18 protein-coding genes and 1 rRNA gene are annotated in these 16,350 nt (G+C 46.5%); 17 read left to right on the forward strand and 2 right to left on the reverse strand.

The window, feature by feature from the left end:
• Positions 1 to 135 precede the first annotated feature (135 nt).
• The gene (locus ACE04G_RS25360) at positions 136 to 411 is read right to left on the reverse strand and encodes a transposase (protein WP_076215507.1); all 276 of its coding nucleotides are present in this window, start codon (positions 409 to 411) and stop codon (positions 136 to 138) included.
• Positions 412 to 810: 399 nt separating this feature from the next.
• On the opposite strand from ACE04G_RS25360, the gene ACE04G_RS25365 reads away from it, so the two are divergent.
• The 9 genes from ACE04G_RS25365 to ACE04G_RS25405 all read left to right on the forward strand — a co-directional run bounded on the left by ACE04G_RS25365 (position 811) and on the right by ACE04G_RS25405 (position 8,427).
• The gene (locus ACE04G_RS25365) at positions 811 to 999 is read left to right on the forward strand and encodes a hypothetical protein (protein ID WP_017690840.1); all 189 of its coding nucleotides are present in this window, start codon (positions 811 to 813) and stop codon (positions 997 to 999) included.
• A 133-nt stretch (positions 1,000 to 1,132) separates the two neighbouring features.
• Entirely contained in the window at positions 1,133 to 1,894 is a 762-nt protein-coding gene (gene map / locus ACE04G_RS25370; RefSeq protein ID WP_091038334.1) for a type I methionyl aminopeptidase, read from the forward strand.
• A gap of 565 nt (positions 1,895 to 2,459) precedes the next feature.
• Positions 2,460 to 3,512, forward strand: a complete 1,053-nt coding sequence (gene coxB / locus ACE04G_RS25375; protein WP_047840266.1) for a cytochrome c oxidase subunit II — start codon at positions 2,460 to 2,462, stop codon at positions 3,510 to 3,512.
• A gap of 71 nt (positions 3,513 to 3,583) precedes the next feature.
• Positions 3,584 to 5,434, forward strand: a complete 1,851-nt coding sequence (ctaD, locus tag ACE04G_RS25380; RefSeq protein ID WP_397376306.1) for a cytochrome c oxidase subunit I — start codon at positions 3,584 to 3,586, stop codon at positions 5,432 to 5,434.
• Positions 5,431 to 6,057, forward strand: coding sequence for a cytochrome c oxidase subunit 3 (locus ACE04G_RS25385; RefSeq protein ID WP_047840264.1), 627 nt, complete (start codon positions 5,431 to 5,433; stop codon positions 6,055 to 6,057). The genes ctaD and ACE04G_RS25385 overlap by 4 nt, the downstream gene beginning before the upstream one ends.
• Before the next feature lie 3 nt (positions 6,058 to 6,060).
• Positions 6,061 to 6,381: a cytochrome C oxidase subunit IV family protein gene (locus ACE04G_RS25390; protein ID WP_036613178.1), complete on the forward strand. Its 321-nt coding sequence runs from the start codon at positions 6,061 to 6,063 to the stop codon at positions 6,379 to 6,381.
• Positions 6,382 to 6,489: 108 nt separating this feature from the next.
• Positions 6,490 to 7,413, forward strand: a complete 924-nt coding sequence (gene ctaG, locus ACE04G_RS25395) for a cytochrome c oxidase assembly factor CtaG (protein WP_449005126.1) — start codon at positions 6,490 to 6,492, stop codon at positions 7,411 to 7,413.
• A gap of 34 nt (positions 7,414 to 7,447) precedes the next feature.
• Positions 7,448 to 7,912 carry a DUF420 domain-containing protein gene (locus ACE04G_RS25400; protein WP_036613174.1) on the forward strand — a complete coding sequence of 155 codons (465 nt, stop codon included), beginning with the start codon at positions 7,448 to 7,450 and terminating at the stop codon, positions 7,910 to 7,912.
• Between the two features lie 143 nt (positions 7,913 to 8,055).
• A complete protein-coding gene (locus tag ACE04G_RS25405; RefSeq protein ID WP_036613171.1) occupies positions 8,056 to 8,427 on the forward strand; it encodes a hypothetical protein in 372 nt (123 codons plus the stop codon).
• Between the two features lie 110 nt (positions 8,428 to 8,537).
• Here the strand turns inward: ACE04G_RS25405 and ACE04G_RS25410 are convergent, their stop codons facing one another.
• A complete protein-coding gene (locus ACE04G_RS25410; RefSeq protein WP_449005122.1) occupies positions 8,538 to 8,843 on the reverse strand; it encodes a hypothetical protein in 306 nt (101 codons plus the stop codon).
• A 213-nt stretch (positions 8,844 to 9,056) separates the two neighbouring features.
• Between ACE04G_RS25410 and ACE04G_RS25415 the strand changes: the two genes are divergently transcribed.
• The 8 genes from ACE04G_RS25415 to ACE04G_RS25450 form a co-directional block, all read left to right on the forward strand.
• A complete protein-coding gene (locus ACE04G_RS25415; RefSeq protein WP_339181646.1) occupies positions 9,057 to 9,770 on the forward strand; it encodes a hypothetical protein in 714 nt (237 codons plus the stop codon).
• Between the two features lie 89 nt (positions 9,771 to 9,859).
• Positions 9,860 to 10,249 carry a GntR family transcriptional regulator gene (locus ACE04G_RS25420; RefSeq protein WP_036613231.1) on the forward strand — a complete coding sequence of 130 codons (390 nt, stop codon included), beginning with the start codon at positions 9,860 to 9,862 and terminating at the stop codon, positions 10,247 to 10,249.
• Positions 10,250 to 10,264: 15 nt separating this feature from the next.
• Positions 10,265 to 11,161: an ATP-binding cassette domain-containing protein gene (locus ACE04G_RS25425; RefSeq protein WP_449005123.1), complete on the forward strand. Its 897-nt coding sequence runs from the start codon at positions 10,265 to 10,267 to the stop codon at positions 11,159 to 11,161.
• A gap of 20 nt (positions 11,162 to 11,181) precedes the next feature.
• Positions 11,182 to 12,084: an ABC transporter ATP-binding protein gene (locus ACE04G_RS25430; protein ID WP_036668607.1), complete on the forward strand. Its 903-nt coding sequence runs from the start codon at positions 11,182 to 11,184 to the stop codon at positions 12,082 to 12,084.
• Positions 12,077 to 13,372 (forward strand): ABC transporter permease, encoded by a 1,296-nt coding sequence (locus tag ACE04G_RS25435; RefSeq protein ID WP_449005124.1) that lies wholly within the window; start codon positions 12,077 to 12,079, stop codon positions 13,370 to 13,372. Before ACE04G_RS25430 ends, ACE04G_RS25435 begins: the two co-directional genes overlap by 8 nt.
• 98 nt (positions 13,373 to 13,470) lie before the next feature.
• Entirely contained in the window at positions 13,471 to 13,749 is a 279-nt protein-coding gene (locus ACE04G_RS25440; RefSeq protein WP_339299080.1) for a hypothetical protein, read from the forward strand.
• 182 nt (positions 13,750 to 13,931) lie between these two features.
• Positions 13,932 to 15,152, forward strand: coding sequence for a TraB/GumN family protein (locus tag ACE04G_RS25445; protein ID WP_449005125.1), 1,221 nt, complete (start codon positions 13,932 to 13,934; stop codon positions 15,150 to 15,152).
• A gap of 538 nt (positions 15,153 to 15,690) precedes the next feature.
• A 16S ribosomal RNA gene (locus tag ACE04G_RS25450) occupies positions 15,691 to 16,350 on the forward strand; the annotation flags it as partial.

Here is a 16,350-nt window from a genome sequence, read left to right on the forward strand (position 1 = left end):
ATGAATTTATTTGCCTATAATAGGATGGAGTGAAAGAACAGTCAAAAACATGAAACAGGGACAGGATCAGCTGAGTTACAGCATGATCTGCCCCTGTCCGGATGAAGAACTCGGTACTTCTAACAAAAATAATCACTACCCACCCTGAAACTGTCTGCGTGGGCTGTCGATCTTGCCTTTTTTATCGGTGTCGTTTTCTTTGGGAACCAAACGTTCATCGGTTCGTCCTTCGTGGTGATTATCAAATGCATATTCGGTCAGTTTCCATTCCGATTTGCCAAGAACGGGATCGGCCGGGAAATGTTGCCCTCGGTGCAGATGTTCCTCACGTCCAGCTTCATTAATGTAAACTCCGTCTACTTCCACCTTTTCATGCGAAAGGGGCAGCATATCCTGTTCTTTGCGGTCCATGAGACGACGCCTCCTTTGGATACCAGTAATTTAACTGTATGGGTTGTCCGTGATAATATCCCCCGAATAGTTCAGTGTTATGCTGGATATATTAATTCCGTATAGAATGGCGGCATTCATAACATATGATTCGGAATTAAACTTTTTGGGCATGAAAACCGTTATATTTATTAGAGGAAATCGTCAAGTCGTAAGATACTTCCGAATATGCTACAATAAGATTATGATTCATTCCGAATCATATCGGGTATTTATAGTGTCAGGTACTTGCTTTCTAGCGAGGTTCCCGACCTAAAGCTTGCTTTAAGCCGCGCACACAACTTCATGGATGGCATTTAAGACTTATTCGGCATTCTCTAAACGGAGCATTCACTTTCAACGTTTTGGGAGGGAATTACAATGGCAACGAAAGGTCACAATGAGGTCAAAGAAAGTTTGAGGGAAATGACTCGGATTTTCCGTCCTAAAGATCCAAAAAAATTCGTGAAGGAGTACGTGAGAAAATACCGGATTACGGGTGGATACGAGGAAGAATTGACTTCTGTGGTTGAGCATGAGCTTGTCAAGATGGATTCTTCCGTGTCCTGAAACAACACACAACTCTGATTATACTGTTCCGATAATGAATAGAACCGTCTCCCGGGCGATAAGCTCCGGCAGGCGGTTTTTTTTGCGTTCCTGCTGCATATATATGGGAGTACACCTACAGCGGGAAGGATGAATGCATGTGGACCCTATTTTGAAAACCAAAGAAGAGATTGGCTACATGCGGGAAGCTGGACGAATTTTGCGAAGTTGTCACCAGCATATTGAGCAGTGGATGATCCCCGGTATCACGACAGCAGAGATTAATGAGCGGGTGGAAGAGTTTCTGGCAGCACGAGGAGCCACACCGGAGCAAAAAGGATATAAAGGATATCCGTACGCGACGTGTGCCTCTGTTAATGAAGTGGTCTGCCACGGATTTCCTGGGGAAGAGGAGCTGGCCAGCGGGGATGTAGTGACCATCGATATGGTGGTGAACAAAGACGGCTGGCTTGCTGACTCGGCCTGGACATATGGAATTGGCGAAACAAGCAGATCCATTCGCAAGCTGATGAGACGAACGGAGAAGGCCCTTGAGCGGGCGATTGCCCAGGCAGTTCCAGGAAATACACTCGGAGATATTGGAAGTGCCATTGAACGAACAGCCAGGTTGTATCGGTACGGTATTGTGAAGCCTCTCATTGGCCATGGAATTGGTCAATATATTCATGAACCGCCAAATGTGTTGCCTTATGGCAAACGCAGAACGGGCACGATGCTCACAGAGGGCATGGTTATTACGATTGAACCCATCTTTACAAAAGGCAGTTCCGGGGCCGTTGTGTGGGATGAAGATGGATGGACGGTAAGGACGGTAGATGGCAGCTGGGGGGTCCAGTATGAGCATACGGTTGCGATTACTGGGAATGGCCCCTTGATTCTGACCGATGGCACGTGAGATGAAGTCAGTGAAGAAGAGGACTTGAGTTGAACTTTCTCCGACATGCTCCATGCTGTTTTGAGCTTGAAGATAGCGGTATGGAGCGATAGGCTTGTCTTCTGAATGGATATGGAAGAGGTTTTCCATAAATTCTGATCTTTTTTTTGCATAATAGCACATGTTTTCAATGTGAGAAAAATCACCAATAAATCGAGTTTTATCACCGAAATTTGGCAAAAATTTTCAAATGTAGAGTGTAATACTTTTAACTGAAATCGTTTGCAAATCAAGTTGCAGAGCGGTTTTTTACATAAAGTGAACAATTTGTGAACATGTGTCCAAAGATTGACAAAATCATACCCTCAACTTATATTTAATAAGTGATTGAAGCATATAGAATGAATTGGAAGAATGCGCAGACATGCCCTGAGCAGGAAATCACGGGAGTACTGGAAGCGTTATTTTTGGAAGCGTTCTGTATGATGAAGAGGATTATGCGTATCGTGCTGAAACGTACCTTTTGTTGCCTTTCTACCGAACGACAACGGTAATCTACGAAAACGTAAAAAAGTGGGGTAGATCAATGATGAAACAGTGGCAGGTTGCAAAGCGAATTCTCCCCTTGCTGGCGGTGTTCTCTTTGCTGCTATCCGCATGCGGGCGGGAAGACTTGTCGGTAATGAAACCTCAGGGTCCTGTAGCGCAAGGCCAATATGATCTGATGAAGTTATCCATCGCGATTATGATCGTGGTGCTCATCATTGTATTTGCCATAGCGGCCTATGTTCTGATCCGGTTTCGTAGACGAGCCGGGCAGACTGAGATGCCCGAACAGGTTGAAGGTAATTTCAAGCTGGAAGTAATATGGACAGCCATTCCGTTATTGCTGGTTATTGTTCTGGCAGTACCGACGGTCCAAACGATTTTTGCCCAAGGCGAAGATCTGTCCAATGACAAAAACGCACTTAAGGTCCAAGTCACCTCGCATCAGTACTGGTGGGAATTCACTTATCCTCAATATGACGTAACCACCGCTCAAGATCTCATCATCCCGACCGGAACCAAAATCGCATTCGAATTAAAAACCGCTGACGTGCTTCACTCCTTCTGGGTGCCGTCACTTGCGGGCAAAATGGACACAAACCCGGATGGAACACTTAACAAGTTCAGTTTCTCTGCACCGAATGAAGGCGTTTACCGCGGTAAATGTGCCGAGTTATGTGGCAGATCACATGCTTTCATGGAGTTTAAGGTAAAAGCAGTGAGTCAGGAATCGTTTGACAGATGGGTGAACCAGATGAAAGCACCCGCAGTCCTTCCTGAAGATACTCAATTGGCCGAAAAGTTCAAAACAAACTGCCTTTCTTGCCACGCTGTTGGTGACCAAGGTGGACCGGTTGCACCTAACCTGACGGGAATAGGCGGCAAGGAATCTGTCGCAGGCATTTTGCTGAATTCTCGCGAGGGACAGGAAGAAGGTAGTCCGGTACTGGATAACATGAAAGAATGGCTCCATGATCCACAATCCGTGAAGCCGGGCAATACCATGCCGAATCCCAAAGATCTTGGGTTGACGGATGAAGAAATCGACGGAATTGCCGAATATCTGGCCAACTACAAATTGGACTATGAATAGAACAGCAAGGACGAAGAAGGGGGTACACAACCTTGGCTCATGCGCATAGCGTCAAGAGGTACAGGGGCTTGATGGATTGGATCACCACCGTCGATCACAAAAAAATCGCCATTCTCTATTTGGTTGCGGGTGGATTTTTCTTTGGAATCGGCGGCATTGAAGCCATTTTGATTCGGATTCAACTGATGAAGCCTATGAATGATTTTGTATCGGCACAGGTCTTCAACGAATTGATTACAATGCATGGAACAACAATGATTTTCCTTGGTGTCATGCCACTTATTTTTGCCATTATGAATGCTGTCGTGCCTTTGCAGATCGGGGCACGGGACGTTGCTTTCCCGTTTCTTAACGCGCTGGGTTTCTGGACGTTCCTGTTTGGTGGATTGCTGCTGAACCTGAGCTGGGTTATGGGTGGAGCGCCGGATGCAGGCTGGACCTCATATACGCCGCTTTCGGGCAGTGAGTACAGTGGAACGCATGGTGTGGATTTCTACACCATCGGCCTTCAGATCGCGGGTCTGGGAACGCTCATCGGGGGCATTAACTTTCTCGCAACGATTATTACAATGCGTGCTCCAGGCATGTCCTACATGCGGATGCCGATGTTTACATGGACAACATTTATTACATCTGCCATTATCCTTTTTGCGTTTCCTGCCATCACGGTGGGGCTTGTACTTTTGACGTTTGACCGTATACTGGGAGCAAATTTCTTCGATGTCGCAGGTGGCGGTAACCCGGTACTCTGGCAGCATATCTTCTGGATCTTCGGGCACCCGGAAGTATACATTCTGATTTTGCCGGCATTTGGTATCATCTCGGAGGTTATCCCGACCTTCTCGCGTAAACGGTTGTTCGGATACAGCTCCATGGTATTTGCCACCATCCTGATTGCCTTCCTGGGCTTCATGGTATGGGCGCATCACATGTTTACAACCGGTCTGGGTAATGTAGCAAACGCGCTTTTCTCCATCTCCACGATGTTGATTGCCGTACCTACCGGGATCAAAATCTTTAACTGGCTCTTTACGATGTGGGGTGGACAGATCCGCTTTACCGCGGCAAACCTGTTCGCAGTTGGATTCGTCCCAACCTTCGTTATGGGTGGTGTTACAGGCGTTATGCTGGCATCTGCTCCGGCAGACTTCCAGTTCCATGATACGTACTTTGTTGTAGCCCACTTCCACTACGTTATTGTAGGGGGACTCGTACTTGGATTGTTCTCAGGATTACATTACTGGTGGCCGAAGATGTTCGGACGTATTCTCAGTGAAACACTGGGAAAATGGACGTTCTGGACGTTTATGATCGGTTTCCAATTAACGTTCTTTGTACAGCATTTCCTCGGTCTGATGGGGATGCAGCGCCGGATCGTTACATATTTGCCGAATCAGGACTTTGACCTGCTCAATCTGGTCAGCTCCGTCGGTGCGTTTCTAATGGGTGTTGGGGTTATCATGTTCCTCGTGAACATCGTAATCACAATGAGAAAACCGGCTGGTGCGCCAAACGATCCATGGGAAGACGGCCGTACACTGGAATGGTCTATTCCATCTCCGCCGCCGGAATATAATTTCAAGCAGACGCCGCTGGTACGCGGAATTGATGCATATTGGAAGGAAAAAATGGCAGGACATACGGAGATGACACCGGCAGAGCCTGTAGGTTCGATTCATATGCCTTCAGCAACGCCGTTGCCGTTTGTAATGTCAGTAGGTATCTTTATCGCCGGACTTGGCTTGATGTTCAGTAACGATGAATTTGGTAATGCATTTATGAACGTCATTTTTAACAATTATATTGTAGTTATTATTGGTCTCGTAATCACATTTGGTGCAATGGCACTTCGTTCACTTTATGATGATCATGGCTGGCATATTGAACCGGAGGATCAGGATGAGAAGGGGGCTAGAACATGACAACCTCACATGCCGAACCGGTGAACGACAAATTGCCGCATGAACCGGAGAAAGCAACGCTGGAAGGCCGTAACAAGCTTATCGCCTTCTGGCTGTTCCTTGGCGGCGAGACGGTACTGTTCGGTACACTCTTTGCTACCTTCCTGGCTCTTCGTGGCCAAACCAATGATGGACCTACGGCGAATGAACTGTTCCACCTGCCACTCGTGGCCGCTGCAACTTTCATTCTCCTGGTCAGTAGTTTGACGAGTGTATTTGCGATTCAGGCCATGCATAAGGGTAAGCGAGATGCATTGGCGTTGTGGCTTGGCATCACGGTAGTACTTGGTATGGGATTTCTCGCACTGGAAATCTACGAGTTCTACGAGTATGTGAAACATAAAGAATTTGGCATGACCACGAGTGCATTCAGTTCAGCATTCTACACACTGGTAGGGTTCCACGGAGCCCACGTTGCTTTTGGTATTGTGTGGATCGGAATCATTATCGGTCAGCTGTTCAAAAAAGGATTGACGGTCGTAACCGCACCTAAAGTATACGTCTCCGCAATGTACTGGCACTTTATTGACGTGGTCTGGGTGTTCATCTTTACGGTCGTGTACCTGCTCGGAAAGGTGGGGTAACACATGTCGGCACAGGATAAGACAGATCAACAGCCTGTGAAACACCGTCACCGGACGGAAGGGCCACAGAAACACGTCGTGGTGTTTATCTTCTCCATTATTCTCACGCTGATTGCGTTTGCGGCTGCTTCTGCCGGAGGGGTCAACACAACCTTTATCATTATTATTTTGCTTGTCATGGCTATTCTTCAAGTATTCGTTCAATTGGGTTATTGGATGCACTTGAAGGACAAAGGGCACTTGATGCCGATTTTGTTCATGGCCTTTGGCTTTTTCGTAGCCTTTACGTGCATCATTATGGCACTCTATTGGGTCTGGTGGTAAAAGAGATGGCGGCGGCGCATTGCCGCCGTCTTTTCCCCTTTTTGGCGAATGAATCTTCACAAAGAAATGAAGGCAACAACCAAATCAGGTCACGGGGAGGTTTCCCGTATGCTCGGGTTGCAATATTTTAGCTTCAACGACTTATGGAGTCCGCTTATATTGGCTTTATTTCTGATTATTGCTGCGGCTTATCTGGTGCTTGTGGGACCGTTAAGCGAGCAAATAAAGGATGCAGTACCTGCGACTGCTGTGCAGAAAATCATGTTTATTACAGGGCTGTTTGTCCTGTATCTGGCTCAAGCTGGACCATTTAATCTGCTTGGTCACGTGATGTTTAGCTTCCACATGGTGAGCATGGCGTTCTCCTACCTGGTAGCTCCGCCGCTGATGATGAAAGGTTTGCCGATCTGGGTATGGCGCAGAGTCGTACGCTGGTTGCCTACACGACAGCTATCGTTCCTCGCTCATCCAATCGTTGCGGCAGTGCTCTTTAACGGGCTGTTCTCGCTGTATCACCTACCGATTGTACATGATTACGTCATGCTGAATTTTACCGTTCACCGATTGTATTATATTGCATTGTTCATCACCTCGATGCTCATGTGGTGGACATTGCTGAATCCGTTGCCAGAAGGCAGACAAGCATCGGGGTTATCCAAGATCGGTTTTATTTTTCTGAATATGGTGCTGCTTACGCCTGCGTGCGGATTGATTATCTTTGCGTCCGAGCCATTGTATCAGACGTACAGCAACCCGGCAGTATGGGCTGAAGCAATGCGGTATTGTGTGTCTGGAGATTCTACGGCGTTACTTCGCTCCTTCGGTGGGCCTGCGTTCTTCAACTTCCTGTCTTCCGCGAAGGAAGATCAGCAGGTCGGTGGCATTGTCATGAAGTTTATTCAGGAAGGAATCTTTGCCTCCATGCTGGCTTATGTCTTTTTCCAATGGTATCGGAAAGAGAAGCAGGAAGATGATGATGATTCGTATCCTGCAGGGGACACAGGGGGGCCGCTCAATCCGGCTGCCAAATAATGAAGTAATGTTCTGACAAGAGGGGGAACACACGATGGATATGTATTTTTGGCTACCAACGATCAGTACTTCTTTCATTGTGATTAGTGCAGTACTGGTGGGGATTGGATGGGTACTGATTATTCGGGGTAAACGTGAGGCTCATCAGTCCGCCATGGTAGCAGGTGCGATTGCAGCTCTAATCTTCTTTGTAATCTATATGTCTCGTACAGTGTTCGTGGGTAATACGGCTTGGGGCGGGGACCCGGATCTGGAGATCTTTTATCGGATATTTCTGATCTTTCATATTATCCTCGCTACCGTGGCAGCGATATTCGGCATCTCCACACTGGTGCTGGGGTTCAAAAAGAAGTTCGGAACACATCGCCGCTGGGGCAAGTTCACGTCCATGATCTGGTTCGGATCAGCGCTAACGGGTGTTGTCGTGTATGTTCTTCTATACCTCTTATATCCTGGTGGTCATACACGTCCGGTATGGGAAGTTATCCTCGGCGTATAAAAGTATAGATATAACCCTCCGGTTACTCGGGCGTGCGTCACTATAACCTTCTGAAAATATGAAAATGGACGAATCTAGTAGACGATTCGTCCACGCTCCCTCTCTCATTCATTCATAGAATGATTTCGAGAGGGGGAAACAAAATGAAAAAAACAGTCAATGTCAGTCAGACGTATCCACGTCTTACCGTGTATTCAGAAGAGAACTACAGAGGGAGAAGCCGCATCTATCGTGGCAACACGGGTCTTCGTAACCTGGACAATATTTTGGACGGGGTGGAGAGCCTGCGCTTTTTCTCAACAAGTTCCAATGCAACACTCGTTGTGTTTACACGTCCTAACTTCCAAGGTGGATTCCGTGTCTTCCGAGGGAACACCAACTTGAGAGATTTGGATGATCTGATCCGTGGCAATGATGTGGAATCCCTGATCTCCACCAATCAACGGTTAACGCTGGCTCAGATTCGCGCAATCCGCAGGGATCGCAGTCTGCCTAGTGGTTATAACCTCGTATAATCCCAAGGCCTCTTCTTCTAACAGGTGCTAGAGAACGGCAAAGGGCTGTACCCGAATTGTGTTTACACAATAATGGGTACAGCCCTTCTTTTGTGTTTGCGGAATGAAGTCTAATCCCCGCCACCTCCACTGCTGTCGTTGCTGCTACCACTATCGCTGTTGTGATGAGAATGTGTGCCTGATGAAGAATCCGAATCATGATGTTTGTGATCCGGTGTCTGTCTGGCATGTCGATCGTAGGAGTCATCTCCCATAATGACCGGATATCCCGAAGCAGAGTCGGTATAGCCGTTGTTACGGCGGATGCGGTGTCTGCCTTTTTTGGCAGAATGTCGACGAGGTTCATCCCGGAGGATCAACCAGATGACAACAATGAGGAAAAGGAGGACAAACCCGAACTCAACCAGCCAATCCATAGTTGTAACCTTCCTTTCTTTGATTCGGTACTATAGTTTATTTTAACGTAAATTTGAAAAGTGTCCCATTCCATCTTCCTGATTCAGGAAATTTAGGGGTTGACGAGATGAGAATTTGGTCTGTATACTGTGTATATTGATATATACAGTAAACACAGTGAACACAGTAAGCAAGATGAGTGAGTGAATGACAGGTGAAAGGCAGGCATGCATATGAACGAATGGAAGCAGGCGTGGTGGTTGACCCGCAGCCAGATGAGTAAGGATAGGCTCCAATGGCTATGGTCTGCATTATTCATGATATACACTGGCGGCATGAGCGGTGTGATGTTTTTAGGACAACAACAGACAGATATTATTAATCCAGTAGTGGATTCCTTCTTTTTAATCATGTTGCCATTTCAAGGGTTTATGTTCTGCAGGCGCTCCTTCCGTTACATACAGGAGGATTCTTATACGCAGATGCTGGCCTACTATCGTAGAATTCCCATCCCTGAACAAGTGGTGATGTGGTCCAGGCTACAGCAGTCTCTGATGGCTTTTACGTACAATGGAATCTTTTTCTACGGATCGTTATACGTGGTTAACTTTCATGCCGAAGGATTCCGATGGGATCAGTACCTGGCCTTTAGCCTTACCTGTACAGGTTATGGCCTTTTGGTAACAGGATTGTATATTTACGGAGAGTTTCTGAACAGTGGCAAGAAATACTTGCTTCTCAGTACGCTTTTTATACCCATCGCCATTGGCATATCCATACTGATTCGAATGTCAGGCAGTTACGGATTACGGATTGTAATGGATGGAAGTAAATCATGGGGGCTGCTTTCCCCGATCATGTGGATTGCTCTGGTGGCTGGTGTAGCGGGATTATGGCTGTTTAGTCGCTTGACGCTGAAGAAGCTGGTTCATCGGGATTTGAATTAAAATGAGAATTGAGCTTATGTACGAATACAGGATGAAACCGGCACGGTCAGGTAACAGACTGGAGTGTACCGGAGGGCGAGGTGCAAGATGTGAAAATACCCATTCAAATTAATGAAAATAGCGCTGAACCTTTATATCACCAAATTGAAAATCAGTTAAGATCGTTAATAATTACGGGTCAGTTGGGGGAGGGAACACATTTGCCGTCCATTCGTGAGTTCGCCGGAGCACTGAATTGCAGTGTTATTACGGTTAGACGGGTCTATCAGGATCTGGAGAATGAAGGCTTGCTTCGTACGAAGCAGGGGACAGGGACATTTGTGGCCCAAGTAGAAGCCGGCGATAGAGAAAATTATAGATTAAAGGCCGCACAAGAAGCGATGCAGGCAGCGGTGCAGTCCGGGAAATCGGTAGGCTGTACGGAAGAAGAGATGGAGAGCCTGTTCCGGGAAGTCCTGAAGGCTATTTACGTGAAGTAAGGGAGTGATTCATACGTGGAACCCATAGCAATTCAGTTGAATGGCGTATCCAAAATGCGAAAGCGCAGAGTTATTGGCCCAATTGATCTGACCATCCCGGAAGGGTATATAGTGGCTATTCTCGGTCACAACGGTTCAGGCAAAAGCACCCTTCTTAACATGCTGCAGCAAGTGGTACTGCCAGATGCTGGGCAGATTATATGGTTTGGTCAGGAACATGATGGGCCACTTCCCATTGAACTGAGACAACAGATTGGTTTTGTGGCAGATAACGCTGGTTCAGAAGAGAACCGGATAACAGCACAGGAAGCAGCCCATTTCCGGGCGTACTGGTACCCACGTTGGGATATGAAGTTGTTCGACCAACTGATTCATGAAATGGAAGTACCTGTTGATGTGAAGCTGAACAAGATGTCCAAGGGAGAACGGCGAAAATTTGAGATTGCAGCTGCAATTGCAGCTCGCCCAAGACTATTACTTTTGGATGAGCCTTCATCAGGACTGGACCCCTTTGCCTGGAAAGTGATGGTTGAGCAGTTCCGTACCTTCATGGCGGGGGGAGACACCACGATTCTGATTGCCACACATATTGCGGACGAAGTCAAAAGGCTTGCGGATTACATCGTATTGATGCACCGTGGTCAGTCGCTGGGGATGGCCGAGAAAGATATGGTGCTCGATCAGTGGAAGGAAGTCTGGTATGAAGGAGATTTAAGGCCAGAAAGTATTCCTGGTGTTGTGGAATCTTCTTTGGAAGAGGGCGGTCTGGTTCGCGTAATTACAACCCGGGTCAGCGAGGCGCAGGAGAGGCTGGAGCTGTCCAATAACCGGGTATTGAAAATCCGTAACTTGGAATTGGATGAAGTGCTGGCATTCTGGATTGCCGGGTATGCACCCGTACAGTGGAAATAACCGAAGGGAGACGATAAATGATGAACCGATTGGAATTGAAGCAAGTCGTCAAGCAATATGCAGACAAAACAGCCGTTAATGGAGTCACGCTCAATGTAAAAGAGGGGGAGATTTACGGACTGCTCGGAGCCAATGGTGCAGGTAAAACAACAACAATGCGCATGGTGCTCGGACTGATTCACCCGGACGGAGGGAATATCCTGTACAACGGCAAGCCCTATAATACGGAGCTGCAACAGATTATGGGTTATCTTCCGGAAGAGCGCGGATTGTACCCGAAGGTGAAAGTCAGCGAACAGATTAATTACCTGGCACGACTTCGTGGCATGAATGGCAAGGACGCAGATCAGAGCCTCAAGTACTGGCTGAATCGGTTTGAGGTACCTGAGTATTACGATAAAAAGATCGAGGAGTTATCCAAAGGTAATCAGCAGAAAATGGGCTTTATCGCGGCTGTAGTGCATAGACCGCAGATTCTCATTCTGGATGAAGCGTTCAGTGGACTGGATCCTGTAAACGTGGAATTACTCAAGTCCACCGTCAAAGAATTGCGTGACGAAGGTACAGCAATCCTGTTCTCAACACACCGTATGGAGCACGTTGAAGAGTTGTGTCGTCAGATTACTATTCTGCATCGTTCCAACACGGTCGTACAAGGAGAGATCAAGGAGATCAAGAGCCGGTATCCGCGTGAACAGGTATTCCTGGGTACGATTGGTAGTGTGGAAGGACTCGAACAGTTGTCTGGTGTGAAGAAAGTCGAGCGGAATGAGCGCGGTTACCTGATACATATTAGTCAGGTGGAAGCGGCTCAAGAGATTCTGAGAACAGCGATGACTCAAACGACAGTGGAACACTTTGAACTGAAGGAACCAACGCTTAACCAAATCTTTATTCGTGAGGTAGGTGAGTCGAATGAATAAAATGGGAACGATTACGGGTTTTACATTTAAAAACAAAGTTAAAACGAAATCATTCATGGTGACGACCATTGTACTTGCACTTTTAATTTCAATCGGACTCAATGTCCCGTATTTCATTACCTTATTTAATGGGGGTTCCATTGGTGGAGCTTCAAGCAGTAATCCTGTAAATATCGGTCTTCTGAGTACAGGGCAGCCTGAAGTTTCGGAGAAACTGGAGAGCTTCTCTGCGGCTCAAGGAGATCAGGCCTATCGATTCATTGCCAGTGGTGACAAAGATGAAGCTGCTCTTGCGGCGGATGTGGAAGCAGGGCTTACCGATGGTTATCTGAAGTTTGAAGCTGTTTCCGGGCAAGAGTTCCCGCAGCCCATTCTATATTCAGCAGATGACGTATCACCTCAGATCATTGCATCCATTGAAGCGGCATTACAGAGTGTAAAGCTGGATGTGGTTGTGAAGGATGTACTCACAGCGGAGCAGAAGGAACTGATTACAACACCTGTGAAGCTCACCGAGCAAAGTTTGAGTACAGATGAGAGCGGAGCAGGTACTGAGTCTGAAGGTGCAATGAGCCCGATTAACTATATTGTGGTGTACTTGCTGATCATCCTGCTGTTTACCTCGACGATGATGACAGGTAACATGATTGCCTCCGAGATCACAGCTGAGAAGAGCTCGCGTATTATGGAGATTCTGATTACGAGTGTATCACCGCTCAGTCAGATGTTTGGTAAAATCATCGGTATTTTCATGGTGGGGATGCTGCAAATTGGGATCTTCGGAGCGGTGGTTGCCGGAAATATCTTGCTGCCGCATAACCGTGCAGTATTAGGTGATTTCAATATGAGTCTGAGTGATGTGAATAGTGCAGTTATTGTGTACGGACTCATATTCTACATCCTGGGTTACTTCCTGTATGCCGTGTTGTTTGCTGCCATTGGTTCAATGGTAAGCCGTACTGAAGAACTCGGTCAGGCTGTTCTGCCGATTACGATGTTATCGCTTGTTTCCTTCTATATTGCGATCTTCAGTATTTCTACGCCGAACATTCTCTTGTTGAAAATCGCAAGCTTCATTCCATTCACGTCGCCGACCGCGATTCTGGTACGAATCGGCGCAGGAGTTGCGCCAACTTGGGAGATTCTAACGTCCTTAGCGATTCTCATTGTATCCATTATCATCTTCGGATGGCTTGCAGCCAAAATTTATCGCACAGGTGTGTTGATGTACGGTAAACGCCCAACCTTCAAGGAATTGTTTAAAGCGATGAAGGCTTATAAGATCTAGATTGAGTGTTTGAAGGTAGTAGTGTGTGATGTGGTTGTTAGTGGTGTGCTGTGTCGGTGGTGTTATATTGAATCGAGTTCAGGAGAGGGTTGACGATCATGCAGCAGTTAAAAGGGTTCTATATACAGTTTTTGAGGGAACCTCTGTGGTTTAAAGCATTGATCCTGACTACACTGCTACTTTCCATTGTATTCAGTAGTTCAGCCTTTTCAGAGCAGGGCTATTACCAAAGCATCGCTAAATTAGCTATCGCTATTTTCTTCGTCGCATATGGAGTGAAGCTACGGGGTAATCGGAAGATTGCTATAGCGTTCTTTTTCCTGGCACTGATCAGTATCTATTTATCATGGAATAGCTTGGATTTTACGAATATCTAACATCGAACATATATGACGGTTTCGTATGTATTGTTTCTTATCTAATGAGTGTAATGCAGGGATAAAGTGCTGCTCCGTTTTTGGAGTGGCACCAATTCCCATCTTCAACCGTAGTATCTAAGTATGTCCATTCTATTAAAAATTGGATTGGCAACTATATTCCATAAAGGAGATTACATAATATGAAGAATTGGAAACGCATGCTCTTATCTCTTACAATCTCGGTAGGTTTGCTTGCATCTGCAGTACCAGCTATGGCTGCTCCACAAGGAACTTCCGTCAAGGTTAATGACCAAGCTGTGAAATATGCTACAGGAGCACCAATCCTGGAGAAAGGTACAACATTAGTTCCACTGCGGACTACGCTGGATGCTATGGACGTGAAGCTAACAACTGCGACAGATGATACGATCACGGCTGTAGTAGATGGCAAAACGATTACACTCAAAAGTAAGCTTACACGAATCAACGGTGTAACGTATGCGCCAATCCGCATCGTCGGTGATGCTGCAGGTTATGAAGTTCGCTGGGATGCTGCAACGCGCACCGTGCTGTTGGTATCCAAAGGGGGAGCAACTGAAACTTCGCAAACTGGTGGACGTGGCTTCATGTGGGAAGTTGAAAGCAATGGTAACACGGTCTATCTGGTAGGGTCCATGCATATTGCGGATGAGAGCTTCTATCCATTGCGTCCGGAGTTTGAAGAAGCGTTTGCGGAAGCCGACTATCTCGGGGTAGAGATTGATATTAGCAAAGCAGCTGATGAAGAGCAGCAAAAGCTGGTTTTAAGTCTGGGTTCGTATCAAGATGGAACAACACTGAAAGAGCACATTTCCAGTGAAACGTATACTAAGCTGGGTGATGTATTGAAGAAAAATGGTCTGGAGTCTAACGCTTTGGATGCATTTAAGCCTTGGGTAGTAGAGAGCACACTTGCAAGTTTGAAGTCCACAACGGCAGGATACGAAGCGTCAGCAGGAGTGGATCTGTATTTCATCCAGAAAGCGATCGAGCGCAAACTTCCAGTTATTGAGTTGGAGAGTTATCAATCTCAACTTGGCATGTTTAACGACTTTTCCAAAGAAACACAAGAGGAAACACTGAAAGCGACAATCGAAAACTTCGACGTGTTGGATAACAGTGTGAAAGAAATGGCTGAGATGTGGAAAACGGGTAATGACGAGCAACTGCTTGAACTGACAAACAGCTTCTCCACTAACGAGGAATATAACAAAGCAATGCTGGTTGATCGTAACATTGGTATGGCGGACAAAATCGATGGTTACTTGAAAAACGGCAAAGGTGAGGAATATTTCATTGTTGTTGGTGCGGCACACTACTTGGGCGATCACGGCATCGTGAAACTGCTTGAGGATAAAGGATATAAAGTAGAACGTAAATAAATATAGATTACTATAGAAGGTAACCCTTTTGTCTCGAATATAAGAGTTGAGAGGGTTACCTTCTTATATATAGAACAAAGACAGATTAAATAAAGAAGATCAAGTTGCAGGATAATACAATTGAACTTAAGAGTTCATTGTAGATTAAAGGTCCTTAATATGGTTAGATCGTGGATTTGATATGTTTTGAAATTAACTCTTTACAAGTGTATGTTCTACATGGTATATTCTATTTCCGGCCAAAAAAACACGAGATACACGGTGCGGCAAGCAAATGAAATAAGCTTCGAAAGAAACTTGAAAAAAAGAGCTTGCAAAGTTGGTTCGGACATGATATTATATAAGAGTTGCTGAAGAGAACGACATTCGGTGACGAAATAAGTTTGATCTTTGAAAACTGAACAACGAGTGAGTAAACATTCTGCTTGCAGAATGAACGCAAAAGTTGAAGACAAGCCTTGGCTTGAATCGACTGGAGCACAAATGAGATTTTTAATCTCGTCAGATTCAAAATGAGCTTATCGCTCTTTTCAATATTTTATTGGAGAGTTTGATCCTGGCTCAGGACGAACGCTGGCGGCATGCCTAATACATGCAAGTCGAGCGGAGTTGATAGGAAGCTTGCTTCCTTGATACTTAGCGGCGGACGGGTGAGTAACACGTAGGCAACCTGCCCTCAAGTTTGGGACAACTACCGGAAACGGTAGCTAATACCGAATAGTTGTTTCCTTCGCCTGAAGGAAACTGGAAAGACGGAGCAATCTGTCACTTGGGGATGGGCCTGCGGCGCATTAGCTAGTTGGTGGGGTAACGGCTCACCAAGGCGACGATGCGTAGCCGACCTGAGAGGGTGATCGGCCACACTGGGACTGAGACACGGCCCAGACTCCTACGGGAGGCAGCAGTAGGGAATCTTCCGCAATGGGCGAAAGCCTGACGGAGCAATGCCGCGTGAGTGATGAAGGTTTTCGGATCGTAAAGCTCTGTTGCCAGGGAAGAACGCTTGGGAGAGTAACTGCTCTCAAGGTGACGGTACCTGAGAAGAAAGCCCCGGCTAACTACGTGCCAGCAGCCGCGGTAATACGTAGGGGGCAAGCGTTGTCCGGAATTATTGGGCGTAAAGCGCGCGCAGGCGGTCATTTAAGTCTGGTGTTTAATCCCGGGGCTCAACCCCGGATCGCACTGGAAACTGGGTGAC

The sequence above is a fragment of the Paenibacillus sp. AGC31 genome (assembly GCF_057334655.1).